This is a genomic window from Streptomyces sp. NPDC002467, from assembly GCF_042889825.1.
Classification (GTDB): domain Bacteria; phylum Actinomycetota; class Actinomycetes; order Streptomycetales; family Streptomycetaceae; genus Streptomyces.
Genome location: NZ_JBIARJ010000022.1, coordinates 115841 through 129658 on the forward strand (window position 1 = coordinate 115841; position 13818 = coordinate 129658).

Here is a 13818-nt window from a genome sequence, read left to right on the forward strand (position 1 = left end):
CCGGCGGAGCCCGGTGCCCGGCGGAGCCCGGTGCCCGGCGGAGCCCGGTGCCCGGCGGAGCCCGGTGCCCGGCGGAGCCCGGTGCCCGGCGGAGCCCGGTGCCCGGCGGAGCCGGGTCTCCCGGGGCTCCGCCCCAGACCCCGCTCCGGAGGGGCTGGTTCGTGCCCGCCGGAGGGACCGCGGGACCCGGGACGGCCGGAAGGCCCGGCACCTCAGGGGTGCCGGGCCTTCCGGTGGGCCGGAGCCCGGGAACATTCGGAGTGGCCGCAGGCCGACCCGCGGGCCGGAGCCCGGAAAGCCGGGCGAGCGGGCCGCAGGCCGGTCAGCGGCCCCGGAGGCGGCGGACCAGGATGCTGGCGTCGCCACGGGATTCGAGGTCCGCCAGGACCACGGCGACAGCCTCGCGGACGATGCGCCCGCGGTCCACCGCCAGACCGTGCTCCCCGCGGAGCACCAGACGGGCGTGCTCCAGGTCCATCAGCTCCTCGGCGGAGACGTAGACCGTGATCTTCTCGTCGTGCCGCTCCCGCCCGCTGGGCCGCCGGTTCGCGCCCCGGCCCTGGCCCTTGCCACGGCCCGCGGTCGTGGCCCCCGCGGGGCCGGCCCCGCTGACAGAACCTTCCTGCGACCGTCGCGGTGCGCCCACGACGGGCTCCGTACCGGCCTCAGCCTCCCGGCTGCGGCCCTCCCCCGACGAGCCGCCCTCCGCCGAAGCGGCCGAGTGTTCGCCCGCCGCTCCCGACGACTCGTCGGCCCCTCGCCTCGGCGAGGACGACTGGAGGGCCATCCCCCCTGTCGTGCGGAACAGTTCGTCGGCTCCGGGCAGACTCACTCGGCGTGACACCGGGCGAGCACCTCCCTGGCCAGCTGGCGATAGGCGGCGGCGCCGACGGAGTTGGAGGCGTACGTGGTGATCGGCTCGCCGGCGACCGTGGTCTCCGGGAAGCGCACCGTCCGGCCGATGACCGTGTGGTAGACGTGGTCGTCGAAGGCCTCGACCACGCGCGCCAGCACCTCGCGGCTGTGCACCGTACGGGAGTCGTACATCGTGGCGAGGATGCCGTCGAGCTCCAGCTCCGGGTTGAGCCGCTCCTGCACCTTCTCGATGGTCTCGGTCAGCAGCGCCACACCGCGCAGCGCGAAGAACTCGCACTCCAGCGGGACGATGACCTTGTGAGCCGCCGTCAGGGCGTTCACGGTCAGCAGACCGAGCGAGGGCTGACAGTCGATCACGATGTAGTCGTAGTCGGCCATCAGGGGCTTCAGGGCCCGCTGGAGGGTCGACTCGCGCGCGACCTCGCTGACCAACTGCACTTCCGCAGCGGACAGGTCGATGTTGCTCGGCAGCAGGTCCATGTTGGGGACCGCCGTCTTGAGCAGAACCTCGTCGGCCGACATGCCCCGCTCCATGAGCAGGTTGTAGACCGTCAGGTCGAGTTCCATCGGGTTCACGCCGAGGCCCACCGACAGCGCGCCCTGCGGGTCGAAGTCGACCAGCAGCACACGGCGTCCGTACTCGGCGAGCGCCGCACCCAGGTTGATGGTCGACGTGGTCTTGCCCACGCCGCCCTTCTGGTTGCACATCGCGATGATCTTCGCCGGACCGTGGTCGGTCAGCGGACCCGGGATCGGGAAGTACGGCAGCGGGCGTCCGGTCGGGCCGATCCGCTCACGGCGCTGGCGGGCAGCGTCGGGGGCGAGGGTGGCCGCGTACTCGGGGTCCGGTTCGTACTCCGCGTCGGGGTCGTAGAAGTGCCCCTCGGGCACCTGGTCGTAGTCGGCGAGACCAATGGGCGTATCGCCACCGTGGTCGCCGGCCGGGGAGTTCACGTCTAGGCCGTCCATGCTCTTTTGGGGCGTCGTCAGGTGCTGGTGGTTTGCGAAGGTGCGTACTGCGACGGAGCCGACAGCCTCGAGCCCGGCAGGGCTTTCGCCCCGCGCGGGCATACCCGCTCGACCACCCCCAGGAGCAAATGTCGACTCATTCACAAGTCGTCTTACCTCCTCGGACGTGACCAGGACACTTATCGATAGGTCAGCGTGGCACCATGCCGACGGTTGGCGACTCTATGGCGTGTCACCGCCCAGCGGCAACACAATCCGTCGGACCCGGCACGATGTGTCGGCAACCGAACAACACTCTGTCAAGGGCGCACGGACTCTCGCCGCGAAGTTTCGCGGGTGTGCGAAAGGGTTAAAGGGTTACGTTCGAGGCGAGTTGAGCCGGGTTCACGGGTTCCTCGCAAACGCGTCCGGCCGGACCTTGCGGGCAAGGTCCGGCCGGATACGTGAGATTGACGTCAGTCGTTGACGGCTCAGCCGAGCAGCGTGCTCAGCTCAAGGGTCTCGAGACCGTGGGCCTCGGCGACCTCGCGGTAAACGACCTGCCCGTCATGGGTGTTGAGACCCAGGGCGAGCGCCGGGTCGCGACGCAGCGCCTCGACCCAGCCGAGGTTCGCGAGCTGCACGATGTAGGGCAGCGTGGCGTTGGTCAGCGCGTAGGTGGAGGTGTTCGGCACCGCGCCCGGCATGTTGGCGACGCAGTAGAAGACCGAGTTGTGGACCTGGAAGGTCGGCTCGGCGTGGGTGGTCGCGCGGGAGTCCTCGAAGCAGCCGCCCTGGTCGATCGCAATGTCGACAAGGACACTTCCGGGCTTCATCTTGGCGACGAGCTCGTTGGTGACCAGCTTCGGGGCCTTCGCACCCGGGATCAGCACGGCGCCGATGACGAGGTCGGCCTCGACGACGGCCTTCTCCAGCTCGAAGGCGTTGGAGACGATCGTCTTGATCTTCGTACCGAAGATCTTGTCGGCCTCGCGGAGCTTGTTGATGTCACGGTCGAGCAGGGTCACGTGGAAGCCCATGCCGACGGCGATCTGCACGGCGTTCCAGCCGGAGACGCCGCCGCCGATGACCACGCACTCGCCGGCGTGGGTGCCGGGCACGCCGCCGGGCAGGACGCCGCGGCCGCCGACCGAGCGCATCAGGTGGTAGGCGCCGACCTGCGGGGCCAGGCGGCCCGCGACCTCGGACATCGGGGCGAGCAGCGGGAGGGCGCGGTTGGCCGTCTCCACCGTCTCGTACGCGATGGCGGTGGTGCCGGACTCCAGCAGGGCGTCCGTGCACTCGCGGGAGGCCGCCAGGTGCAGGTAGGTGAAGAGGGTCTGGTCCTTGCGGAGGCGGTGGTACTCCTCCGCGATGGGCTCCTTGACCTTCAGCAGCAGGTCGGCGGTGGCCCAGACCTCGTCGGCGGTACCGAGGATCTCGGCGCCGGCGGCGACGTACTCGGCGTCGGTGATCGAGGAGCCGACACCGGCGTTCTGCTCGATGAAGACCTGGTGGCCGTTACGGACGAGCTCGTGGACACCGGCGGGGGTGATGGCCACGCGGAACTCGTTGTTCTTGACCTCGCGGGGGATGCCGACCTTCATCGTCGATCACGGTCCTTGACTCAGGGGGATTGAACGGGGCACTTCCATACATACCCGCCCACAAGAACGCGCAACGGGATGCACCACGGATGACGTGGTGAACCCAGTTTATTGAAGGATTGTCGCGTGTCTAGCCTTGCAAACAAATAATCTCAGTCGGATCCACTGCGGATTTCGCAGGCTGCGGGGTCGTCACCCAGCAATCTGTCGGCTGCGGAGCGGTGCAGCCTTGCAGCTGCCGGGTCGCCCAGCCTGTCCAGCGTGTCGGCCAGTCGGACCTGCAGCGCGGCCTGGAGTCGCTGGTCACCGGCGCGGCGCGCCAGCTCCACCGCCTCGCGGCAGGTGTGCAGCGATTCCTCGGGCCGGCCGGCGTACTCCTGGACCCGTGCCATCTCGCTCAACGCCTTTGCCTGGCCGGGCACATCGGCCAGCTTCCGGTAGCCGGCCGCGGCCGCCCGCCAGCTGCGCAGGGCCTCCCCGTAGCGGCCCGCGTAGGTGTGCACGTTCCCGAGCCGCCCGTACAGCCGCGCCTCGTCCGCCCGCTCCCCGCGCGCGAGGGCCTGGGACAGGGCCCGGCCGAACCAGTCGGAGGCCCGGTGCCAGTCCGCCAGCTCCTGATAGGCACCGCCTACGGATTCCATCGCGCGGCCGGTCGCGTACGGGTCGTTCGCCGCCTTTCCGGCGTCCAGGGCGGCCCGGTAGCGCTCCAATGCCTCCCGGGTCCGGCCGGTCTCGGCGTCCAGGTCGGCCAGGTTCAGCAGGGCGGCGGCCTGCTCCCGGTGCAGCTTGCGGCGCTCCGCCACGTCCAGGACCAGGCGGTGCAGCCCGTACAGCTCGGGAGCGGCCTCGGCGGTCCCGCGGTGCTCCGCGAGCGCCCGTACGAGGCCCGCGACCAGCCGCCGGGCCAGGGTGTCCAGCTCCCCGTCGGCCACCGCCAGGGAGGCGGCGGCCGACAGCGCGGGCAGCCGGGTGTCCAGCCAGGTGGCGGCGGCCCGCCGGTCGGGGAAGCGCAGCGCGCGGGGCAGCCCTTCCAGCACCTCCCGCAGCCCGTCGTCCATTCCGGCCTCGCCGGATGCGGCCATGGCCCGGCAGGAGTGCAGCAGCCGTACGGTCCGCTCCAGCATCCGGGCCCGGGCGAGCTGGACCTCCGCCGGGCGCTCCTTGCCCTCCAGCAGGGCCTGGAGCAGCGGCGCGAGGGAGCCGGGCAGGAGGAACAGTCCGTCGTGGGCGGGGTGTACGAGGCCCAGCGCGGCGAAGTCGTCGAGCGTCGACTGGGCCGCGGCGACGGAGCATCCGGCGAGGGCGGAGGCGGTGTGCGAGTCGACGATCCCGGCGGGGGCCAGCGGCAGCAGCCGCAGGGTGCGCTGGGCGGGCTGCGGCAGGGTCTCGTAGACCAGGCGGAAGCACCGGGCGAGCGGACCGCCCGTGCCGGCCGGCATGTCGTGGAGCTGCTTGGCCACGTCGGCGACGGAGGCCTTGGGGTGCGCGGCGAGCCAGCCTCCGACGAGGACGAGCGCGGCGGGCTGGCCCCCGCACTCCTCGGCGAGGGATTCGGCGGCGCGGGGGTCGGCGGTGACCCGGGTGTCGCCGATGCGGTGCACGAGCATCCGCACGGCGGAGGGCGTGTCGAGCCCGCCGAGGGTGCAGGGCCGTACGTCGGGGATGCCGGTGAGCGGCCCCTCCGCGGTGACGACGACGAGGCACTCGGGGGTGTCCGGGAGCAGGGCGTCGACCTGGTGCGGGTCGGCGGCGTCGTCGACCAGGATGATCGCGCGGCGGCCGTCGAGTGCGGTGCGCAGGGCCGAGCTGAGCTCGTCCTCACCGGCGCCGGGGGGAGTGCGCCGGCCCAGCGCCTCCAGCAGGCCGCGTACGGCCCGCTCGGTGGCCACGGTCTCGCCCCCGGGTGCGGTGAGCCGGGTCCGCAGGACCCCGTCGGGGTACTCCTCCGCCACCTCGCGCACGAACGCCTCGGCGAGCGCGGTCCGCCCGGATCCGGGGCGCCCGGCGATGAGCAGCACCCGGGCTCGGGGTGCCTTCGCCTTACGGCCGGAGAGGGTGTCGAGCCCGGTCCGTGCGATGTCCTCGCGCAGCTCCTTGAGCTCGCGCCGCCGCCCGACGAAATCCGCCACGGATCCGCTCCTCTCCCTGCCCCTGGCTTCGGGGATCACGAGCGTAGTTCACGCAGAGCGACGACTCGTGTGGAGCGCGGCGGGTATATCCCCTGATCGGATCAGCCGATGTTCTTCTTTTCGCGCACCGACCCCTCGCGCTGCGCGCGGCGCAGGCCGACGCGGGCGCCGCGCGGCGGGCGCCGCGGGCCGACGGCCCGGCGCCGCGGATCGGCGGCCGACGGGTGCCGCTGCGCGGGCCGGGTCCCCTACCCGCCCTTCCACCGTTCCCCGGGGCTCCGCCCCGGACCCCGGTCCTCAAACGCCGGACGGGCTGCAAATGCCACACCCGGCGGACGGCAGGGGCAATTCCAGCCTCGCCGGCGTTTGAGGCGCCGCCGGAGGCAAATCAGCCCGTCCGGCGTTTGAGGACCGGGGGGCTCGGGGCAGCGGCGCCTCAGACGGTCCCCCGGGCTACGCCTCGTACGGGCGGGCCGGCCAGGGGGCGTCCGCAGGACGGAGGGTGTCCAGGCCGCTTCCGGCGGCGAGCGCGGCGGAGAGGGCCAGGACGCCCGTCACCAGCCCCGGATTGCCCAGCTCGCCCGCCAGCACGCCCCGGACCAGGTCGGCCAGGGGGACCCAGGTCACCTCCATGTCGGCCTCCTCCGACCCGGTCTCCGCGTACCGCTCCCCCTCCGCCTCGGAGACGTCCCGCGCCAGGAAGATGCGGATGGCCTCGTCGGAGCCGCCCGGGGAGGCGTAGAAGTCGGCGAGCACCCGCCAGTCCCCCGCCTTGACGTGGGCTTCCTCGTGGAGCTCGCGCTGCGCCCCGTGCAGCGGGTTCTCCCCCTGTACGTCGAGCAGCCCGGCCGGCAGCTCCCACAGCCGCCGCCGCACCGGGTGCCGGTACTGGCTCAGGACGAGGACGCGCCCGTCCTCGTCGAGGGCGAGCACGCAGACCGATCCGGGGTGCACCTGGTAGTCGCGGCAGGCCACCGAGCCGTCCGGCATCCGCACCTCGTCGGAGTCGACCGCCGTCTTGGCCCCCTGGAACGGCCGCCGAGTCGACAGCGTCTCCCAGGATTCCGCCGTGTCCTTGATCTTCATTCCCCGCAGCCCTCCACAACGCGCGACAGCCGGGGTACGGAAGATCCGTACCCCGGCTGTCTACGTTATGCGGTCGGCAGGCCTACTTCGCCGACTGCTGGCGCTCCACGGCCGCCTTGACCAGGCCCGCGAACAGCGGGTGGGGGCGGGTCGGGCGCGAGCGCAGCTCCGGGTGGGCCTGGGTGGCCACCAGGTAGGGGTGCACCTCGCGCGGGTACTCGACGTACTCGACGAGCTTGTTGTCCGGGGAGGTACCGGAGAAGACGATGCCCGCCTTCTTCTCCAGCTCGCCGCGGTAGGCGTTGTTCACCTCGTAGCGGTGACGGTGGCGCTCGTCCACGTACGCCTGGTCGCCGTAGACCTCGCGCACGATGGAGCCCTCGGCGAGCTTCGCCGGGTACATGCCCAGGCGCATGGTGCCGCCCAGGTCGCCCGCGCCCTCGACGAAGGCCAGCTGCTCCTCCATGGTCGAGATGACCGGGTTGGCGGTGGAGGCGTCGAACTCGGTGGAGTTCGCGTCCTCGATGCCCGCCAGGTTCCGCGCCGCCTCGATGACCACGCACTGCAGACCCAGGCACAGGCCGAGCAGCGGGATCTTGTTCTCGCGGGCGTAGGTGATCGCGCCCACCTTGCCGTTGACACCGCGGTCGCCGAAGCCGCCGGGCACGCAGATCGCGTCCACGTCGCCGAGGACCGCGGCGGCGCCCGCCGGGGTCTTGCAGTCGTCGGAGGTGACCCACTTGATCTGGACGCGGGCCTTGTTGGCGAAGCCGCCGGCGCGCAGCGCCTCGGTCACCGACAGGTAGGCGTCGGGCAGGTCGATGTACTTGCCGACGAGCGCGACCTTGACCTCGTGGTCGGGGTTGTGGACCCGGTCCAGCAGGTCCTCCCACACCGTCCAGTCGACGTCGCGGAAGGGCAGGTCGAGCTTGCGCACGACGTAGGCGTCCAGGCCCTCGGTGTGCAGGACCTTCGGGATGTCGTAGATCGACTTGGCGTCGATCGCCGCGACCACGGCCGCCTCGTCCACGTCGCACATCAGCGAGATCTTGCGCTTGATGGAGGTGGGGACGTCACGGTCGGCGCGCAGCACGATGGCGTCGGGCTGGATGCCGATGTTGCGCAGGGCGGCGACGGAGTGCTGGGTGGGCTTGGTCTTCAGCTCGCCGGAGGGGCCGATGTAGGGCAGCAGCGAGATGTGCACGACGAAGACGTTGTCGCGGCCGACCTCGTGGCGGACCTGGCGGACGGTCTCCAGGAACGGCAGCGACTCGATGTCGCCGACGGTGCCGCCGACCTCGGTGATGACGACGTCGACGTCCTCGGTCGCCATGCGGCGGATGCGGTGCTTGATCTCGTTGGTGATGTGCGGGATGACCTGCACGGTGTCACCGAGGTACTCGCCGCGCCGCTCCTTGGCGATGACCGTGTTGTAGACCTGGCCGGTCGTCACGTTGGCCGAGCCGTCGAGGTCGACGTCGAGGAAGCGCTCGTAGTGGCCGATGTCCAGGTCGGTCTCGGCGCCGTCGTTGGTGACGAACACCTCGCCGTGCTGGAACGGGTTCATCGTGCCCGGGTCGACGTTCAGGTACGGGTCGAGCTTCTGCATCGTGACCCGAAGACCGCGCGCCTTCAGCAGCGCACCCAGGCTGGAGGCCGTCAGGCCCTTGCCGAGGGACGAAGCGACACCCCCGGTGACGAAGATGTGCTTGGTCGTCATGGATTTGGGCGGCATCGCCAAGAGGGGGCTCCCGTGGTCGCGAGGTGAGGTGCGTCCGGCGCCGGCCACCGTCGATCCGGAGGGGTCTCAGGGGGCGCCGAAGCTGCGGTTTCGGGGCTCCTGATTCGCACAGGCAGACCACCGGTCCACGGGGTACCAGCCTATCAGCGCCGTGGGCGGTCCGCCTCCGGCCACGCGGTCGGGACGCTCCCCGGGAAGACGCCGGGGCACATCTCCGCAGCTCACCCGTTTGGCCGAGCGCCATTCTTCGGCCGCTTAAGGGGATCACTAGGGTGCCGTCATATCCTGCTCGGATATCGCACAACATCGCCGCCGAGCAGTCCGTCAGACGGCCTAACCGAGCCGCTATGCGGAATCATGGGCTCAACGCGGGGATCCCTGCACACAGGAGACCGCGCAACCGCGCAATGCAAGCGCCCTTCGGGGCGGACGTGGCCGTTCGACTGGAGATGCAACGTGTCCGGGCGCATCGAGGATTACGCACTGATCGGGGACATGCAGACCGCGGCGCTGGTCTGTCGGGACGGGGCAGTGGATTGGCTGTGCCTGCCACGTTTCGACTCCCACGCCGTGTTCGCGAGCATTCTCGGCACCGAGGATCACGGCTTCTGGCGGATCGGCCCGGCCGTACCGGCCGGCGCCGAGGCCCCGCGGGCCACACGCCGCCGCTACCGCGGTGAATCGCTCGTCCTGGAGTCGGAGTGGGACACGCCGCGCGGCACGGTCCGGGTGACCGACTTCATGCCGCCCCGCGAGGACCACGCGCCCCAGCTGATCCGCATCGTCGAGGGGGTCACCGGGCGCGTCCCGATGCGCTCCGCGCTGCGCATGCGTTTCAGCTACGGGCGGGTCGTGCCCTGGGTGCACAAGGTCGACGGGCGCACCGTGGCCGTCGCCGGCCCCGACTCGGTCTGGCTGGACACCGACACGCAGACGTACGGCAAGGACCTGACGACGTACTCCGACTTCACGGTCCGGCCCGGCGAGCGGATGGCGTTCAGCATCAGCTGGCAGCCCTCGCACAAGGGCGCCCCGGAGCTCCCGGACGCGGGGGCGGCGCTGGAGTCGACCGTCGAGTTCTGGCGCGACTGGGTCGACCAGTGCACGTACCACGGGCCCTACCGGGAGGCGGTGGTCCGCTCCCTGATCACGCTCAAGGCCCTCACGTACGGCCCCACGGGCGGCATCGTGGCCGCGCCGACCACCTCCCTGCCGGAGGAGATCGGCGGCGTCCGCAACTGGGACTACCGCTACACCTGGCTGCGCGACGCGGCCATCACCCTCTCCTCGCTGCTGCGCACCGGCTACCGCGAGGAGGCCCGCGCCTGGCGCGAGTGGCTGCTGCGCGCCGTCGCCGGGGACCCGGAGAACCTGCAGATCATGTACGGGATCGCGGGCGAGCGGGAGCTCGGCGAGACCGAGCTGGACTGGCTGCCGGGCTACGAGAACTCGCGCCCGGTCCGCGTCGGCAACGGCGCCGCCGGACAGCTCCAGCTCGACGTGTACGGCGAGGTCACCGAGGCCCTGCACCTGGGCCACATGACCGGCCTGGCGCGCAGCGACTACGCCTCGCTGCTCCAGCTGAAGCTGATCCGCTACCTGGAGACCCACTGGGACCAGCCTGACGAGGGCATCTGGGAGGTGCGCGGCCCGCGCCGCCACTTCGTGCACTCGAAGGTCATGGCCTGGGTGGCCGTGGACCGCACGATCAAGCTGATCGAGAGCGGGGACGCGGACGGCCCGCTGGAGCGCTGGCGCGAACTCCGCGACGAGATCCACCAGGACGTCTGCGAGAAGGGCTACGACAAGGAGCGCAACACCTTCACCCAGTCGTACGGCTCGCAGGAGCTGGACGCCTCGCTGCTGCTGATCCCGCAGATGGGCTTCCTGCCGCCGGACGACAAGCGGGTGATCGGGACCATCGAGGCGATCCAGCGCGAGCTGTCGACGCCCGACGGTTTCATCCTGCGCTACCCGACGGCGGGCGAGGAGGCCGGCGTGGACGGCCTGGAGGGCGACGAAGGGGCCTTCCTGGCGTGCTCGTTCTGGATGGCCGACGACCTGGCGATGATCGGGCGGGTGGACGAGGCGCGCCGGCTCTTCGAGAAGCTGCTGTCGCTCCGCAACGACCTGGGTCTGCTGGCGGAGGAGTGGGACCCGCGGCTCCAGCGGCAGGTGGGGAACTTCCCGCAGGCCTTCAGCCACGTTCCGCTGATCGACACCGCGCTGCGCCTGACGGCGAGCGGGGCGTACGGGGGCTAGACACGCCGCACCGGCGCGGCCCGGGGGTTCGCCGCGCCCGGGCCGGCGGGTTTCTCGCCGTGCCGGGGTGATCGCCCCCGCCTACGCTGGAAAGGTCCCATGCCCGCCCTCCGGGGAAGGAAGGGGGCAGCCATGGCTCCCCTGTCGAAGGCGGGGGCGGCCTTGACCGCGCTCCGCGAGGACCTGTCCGGCGACGTGTTCACCCAGGACGATCCGGGGTACGACGAGGCCCGTACGGTCTTCAACGCCATGATCGACCGCCGGCCCGCCGTGATCGCCCAGTGCGAGAGCGCGGCGGACGTCGTGACGGCCGTGCGGTTCGCCCGGGACCTGGATCTGAAGATCGCGGTGCGCGGCGGCGGGCACAGCGTGGCCGGCATGGCGTTGAACGACGGCGGGCTGGTCGCGGACCTGCGCCGGATGCACGAGGTGACGGTCCATCCGGCGGCCCGGGCGGCGCACGTCGGCGGCGGGGCCACGATGAGCCACCTGGACCGGGCCTGCGAGCCGTTCGGGCTGGCGACCACGGGCGGCCGGGTCTCCACCACGGGGGTCGGCGGCTTCGTACTGGGCGGCGGCACCGGTTGGCTGGACCGGAAGTTCGGCCTGGCGGCCGACAACCTGTTGGGCGCGGAGCTGGTCACCGCCGACGGCGAGCTGGTCCACGCGACCGCCGAGGACCACCCGGAGCTGTTCTGGGGGCTGCACGGCGGCGGCGGGAACTTCGGCATCGCGACCTCGCTGACCCTGCGGTTGCACGAGCTGCCGCAGATGTCGATCGCGTTCTTGCTGTTCCTGCCGGAGCGCGGGCCCGAGGTGGTCCGGGCGTTCCGGGACGTCATCGAGGCGGGACCGTCCGACCTGGGCGGCGGGGTGATCTACCTGACCGGCCCGCCCGAGGAGTTCGTGCCGCCGCACCTGGTGGGGCTGCTGCTGTGCGGCGTGCTGCTGACGTACACGGGTCCGGTGGAGGGGCTGCGCGAGCTCGCCGCCCCGGTGCTGGAGATCCCGCACGAGGTGGAGATGGTCATGGACATCCCCTACGCCGAGCTGCAGTGCATGCTCGACGACCCGCCGGGGATGCGGAACTACTGGTCGGCGGAGTACCTGACGGGTGTGCCCGACGCGTTCGTGGACGTGTTCTGTGCCCGCGCCGACTCGATGCCGGTGCCGACGGGCACCCAGCACGTGGTCTGGCCGCAGGGCGGTGCGATCGCGCAGGCGCCGGGCGACTACCCGCTGCCCTTCCGCGACGCACCCTGGGCGGTGCACCCCTTCGGGGTCTGGGAGGACGAGGCCGACGACGAGCGCTGCCGGCAGTGGGTCAAGGACGTCCGCGCCGATGCCCGACCGTGGAGCACCGGCGCGGTCTACCTGAACTTCACGGGCGACGAGGGCTCGGACCGGGTGGTCGCGGGCCTCGGCGAGAAGAACGTGGCGCGCCTGGCGGCGCTGAAGCGCCAGTACGACCCGGACAACGTCTTCCGCTTCAACCACAACATCCAGCCCGCCTGAGGCTCGGGCCCGAGGGTCAGCTCAGGGCGGCGATCACCTCCCGCGCCGCCCGCTCGCCCTCGGTGGCGCCGCCTTCCATGAAGCCCTGGAAGTCGTAGCTGCAGTGCTCGCCGCCGATGTGGACGTTGCCCTGCGCGGTGCCCTCGTACTTGGCGTAGCGGTGCAGGTAGCCGGTGGGCCAGTACGAGTACGCGCCGAGCGAGTACGGGTTGCGGTGCCAGGCGGAGAGCTGGGCCTTGCCGGTCCAGACGGCCTTGGTGCCCGGGTAGAAGGCGTCGATGCCGGTGAGCATGCGGTCGGCGAGGGCGCGTACGTAGGGGTCGGACTCGGTGGCGAAGGGGGTCGCGGGGGTGAGGGACCCGGCGAGGGTGCCGCCGCCGTACTGGAGGAGGATGCCGCCGGTGCCGGGCTGCACCTTGGTGGTGTCCCAGGTCTGCTGGACCTCGGAGTCGGTGAAGCAGTCGCCCGCGGAGACGCCCGGCCAGGGGCCGGTGCCGCGCCAGGGGCGGGCGGTGAACTGCATGTTGAGCTTGGTGCAGTAGCCCATGCGCGCGTCGCGCAAGAGGTTGCGCATGAGCGGGTCGAAGCCGGCCTGCGAGGTGTCGACGCGCTGGAGGATCGGCAGCGGCACGCACAGGACGGTGTGGTCGGCGACGACGGTGCGCACGGCCCCGGAGTCGTCGAAGGTCAGGGTCTGGGTGCCGTCGGCGTTGGCGCGGACGGCGACCAGTTCGCGGCCCATCACGATCGACCCGGCGGGCAGGGCGGCCGCGATGGCGTTCGGGAGCCGGTCGTTGCCGCCGACGATGTGGTAGCGCTCATTGGACAGGCCCCAGACGTTGAAGTTGCCGGGGTTGGTCTGGTAGCCCATCAGCAGGACCAGGGCGAGCGCGGACTGTCGGTCGGTGTCGGCCCCGTACTCGACGTTGTAGGCCACGTCGATGAAGCGTCCGAGCTGCGAGCCGTGGCCGCCGGGGACCCGGGTCTCGATCCACTCGTACAGGGTCATGTTGTCGAGGGCGGTGCCGGTGGGCGTGGTGCTGTTCCAGGAGACCTCCCCGGATTCCGAGAGGTCCCGGCGCAGGGCCTGGTAGACGGCCTTGAAGTCCTCGTCGGCCTGGGTGCGGGAGTAATACTCGCCGTTGAACCGGAGCACTTCCTCCGCCCCGTTGGGGCCGCCGCCGAGGAAGTCCTCGACGGTCAGGCCGAAGCGGCGGCAGAGCTCCAGGATCTTCTTGTGGCTGGTGTCGATCAGCTCGCCGCCGATCTCGGAGGTCTGTCCGTACGCCCAGTGGCTCCGCTGGGTCCACATCCGGCCGCCGACGCGGCTCGGGTTGGCCTCGTACAGGGTGCAGTCGACGCCCGCGTCCCTGAGGGTGAGGGCGGCGGTCAGGCCGGAGATGCCGGCGCCGACGACGGCGACGCGGGCCGGGGCGACGGGCTTCTTGTCGGGGGTGGCTTCGGCGGCGTGGGCGACCCCGGAGGCGGAGCCGGCGAGGGTCGCGCCGAGGCCGAGGGCGGCGGCCCGGCCGAGGAGTTCGCGGCGGGTGGATCCGCGGACCTCGGCGACGGGCATGCCCAGGCGCGCGGCCGTGGCGTGCTCGGCGGCGAGTCGGCGCAGGGAGTGCATGAGCGGCGTACGGGCCATGGCGGG

General features: G+C 71.7%; 9 protein-coding genes. 2 read left to right on the forward strand and 7 right to left on the reverse strand.

Annotated features, from left to right (window positions below; all coding sequences use genetic code 11):
• Nucleotides 1–322 precede the first annotated feature (322 nt).
• The 6 genes from ACFYYJ_RS34650 to ACFYYJ_RS34675 all read right to left on the reverse strand — a co-directional run bounded on the left by ACFYYJ_RS34650 (nucleotide 323) and on the right by ACFYYJ_RS34675 (nucleotide 8381).
• Nucleotides 323–844, reverse strand: coding sequence for a hypothetical protein (locus ACFYYJ_RS34650; RefSeq protein WP_385132242.1), 522 nt, complete (start codon nucleotides 842–844; stop codon nucleotides 323–325).
• Nucleotides 829–1947 carry a ParA family protein gene (locus tag ACFYYJ_RS34655; RefSeq protein WP_385366588.1) on the reverse strand — a complete coding sequence of 373 codons (1119 nt, stop codon included), beginning with the start codon at nucleotides 1945–1947 and terminating at the stop codon, nucleotides 829–831. The genes ACFYYJ_RS34650 and ACFYYJ_RS34655 overlap by 16 nt, the downstream gene beginning before the upstream one ends.
• A 368-nt stretch (nucleotides 1948–2315) precedes the next feature.
• Nucleotides 2316–3431, reverse strand: a complete 1116-nt coding sequence (ald, locus tag ACFYYJ_RS34660; RefSeq protein ID WP_384593312.1) for an alanine dehydrogenase — start codon at nucleotides 3429–3431, stop codon at nucleotides 2316–2318.
• Between the two features lie 152 nt (nucleotides 3432–3583).
• Nucleotides 3584–5560: a tetratricopeptide repeat protein gene (locus ACFYYJ_RS34665; RefSeq protein ID WP_385132247.1), complete on the reverse strand. Its 1977-nt coding sequence runs from the start codon at nucleotides 5558–5560 to the stop codon at nucleotides 3584–3586.
• A 453-nt stretch (nucleotides 5561–6013) separates the two neighbouring features.
• Entirely contained in the window at nucleotides 6014–6646 is a 633-nt protein-coding gene (locus tag ACFYYJ_RS34670; RefSeq protein WP_389138142.1) for an NUDIX domain-containing protein, read from the reverse strand.
• Nucleotides 6647–6728: 82 nt separating this feature from the next.
• Nucleotides 6729–8381 carry a CTP synthase gene (locus tag ACFYYJ_RS34675; protein ID WP_385132253.1) on the reverse strand — a complete coding sequence of 551 codons (1653 nt, stop codon included), beginning with the start codon at nucleotides 8379–8381 and terminating at the stop codon, nucleotides 6729–6731.
• 501 nt (nucleotides 8382–8882) lie between these two features.
• On the opposite strand from ACFYYJ_RS34675, the gene ACFYYJ_RS34680 reads away from it, so the two are divergent.
• Together ACFYYJ_RS34680 and ACFYYJ_RS34685 are read left to right on the forward strand one after the other, a co-directional pair.
• Complete coding sequence (locus tag ACFYYJ_RS34680) at nucleotides 8883–10649, forward strand: glycoside hydrolase family 15 protein (protein WP_384757011.1); 1767 nt, start codon at nucleotides 8883–8885, stop codon at nucleotides 10647–10649.
• Nucleotides 10650–10781: 132 nt separating this feature from the next.
• Nucleotides 10782–12164 (forward strand): FAD-binding oxidoreductase, encoded by a 1383-nt coding sequence (locus tag ACFYYJ_RS34685; RefSeq protein WP_389138144.1) that lies wholly within the window; start codon nucleotides 10782–10784, stop codon nucleotides 12162–12164.
• A 16-nt stretch (nucleotides 12165–12180) separates the two neighbouring features.
• On the opposite strand, the gene ACFYYJ_RS34690 is transcribed toward ACFYYJ_RS34685, so the two are convergent.
• The gene (locus tag ACFYYJ_RS34690) at nucleotides 12181–13812 is read right to left on the reverse strand and encodes an FAD-dependent oxidoreductase (RefSeq protein WP_385132257.1); all 1632 of its coding nucleotides are present in this window, start codon (nucleotides 13810–13812) and stop codon (nucleotides 12181–12183) included.
• Nucleotides 13813–13818: the final 6 nt, after the last annotated feature.

What these genes read in the sequence shown, in the direction of transcription:
- ACFYYJ_RS34675 (WP_385132253.1), bottom strand. Translation starts at nt 8,381, where the DNA reads ATGCCGCCCAAATCCATGACGACCAAGCACATCTTCGTCACCGGGGGT.
- ACFYYJ_RS34685 (WP_389138144.1), top strand. Translation starts at nt 10,782, where the DNA reads ATGGCTCCCCTGTCGAAGGCGGGGGCGGCCTTGACCGCGCTCCGCGAG.
- ACFYYJ_RS34655 (WP_385366588.1), bottom strand. Translation starts at nt 1,947, where the DNA reads ATGCCCGCGCGGGGCGAAAGCCCTGCCGGGCTCGAGGCTGTCGGCTCC.
- ACFYYJ_RS34680 (WP_384757011.1), top strand. Translation starts at nt 8,883, where the DNA reads ATGCAGACCGCGGCGCTGGTCTGTCGGGACGGGGCAGTGGATTGGCTG.
- ald (WP_384593312.1), bottom strand. Translation starts at nt 3,431, where the DNA reads ATGAAGGTCGGCATCCCCCGCGAGGTCAAGAACAACGAGTTCCGCGTG.
- ACFYYJ_RS34690 (WP_385132257.1), bottom strand. Translation starts at nt 13,812, where the DNA reads ATGGCCCGTACGCCGCTCATGCACTCCCTGCGCCGACTCGCCGCCGAG.
- ACFYYJ_RS34670 (WP_389138142.1), bottom strand. Translation starts at nt 6,646, where the DNA reads ATGAAGATCAAGGACACGGCGGAATCCTGGGAGACGCTGTCGACTCGG.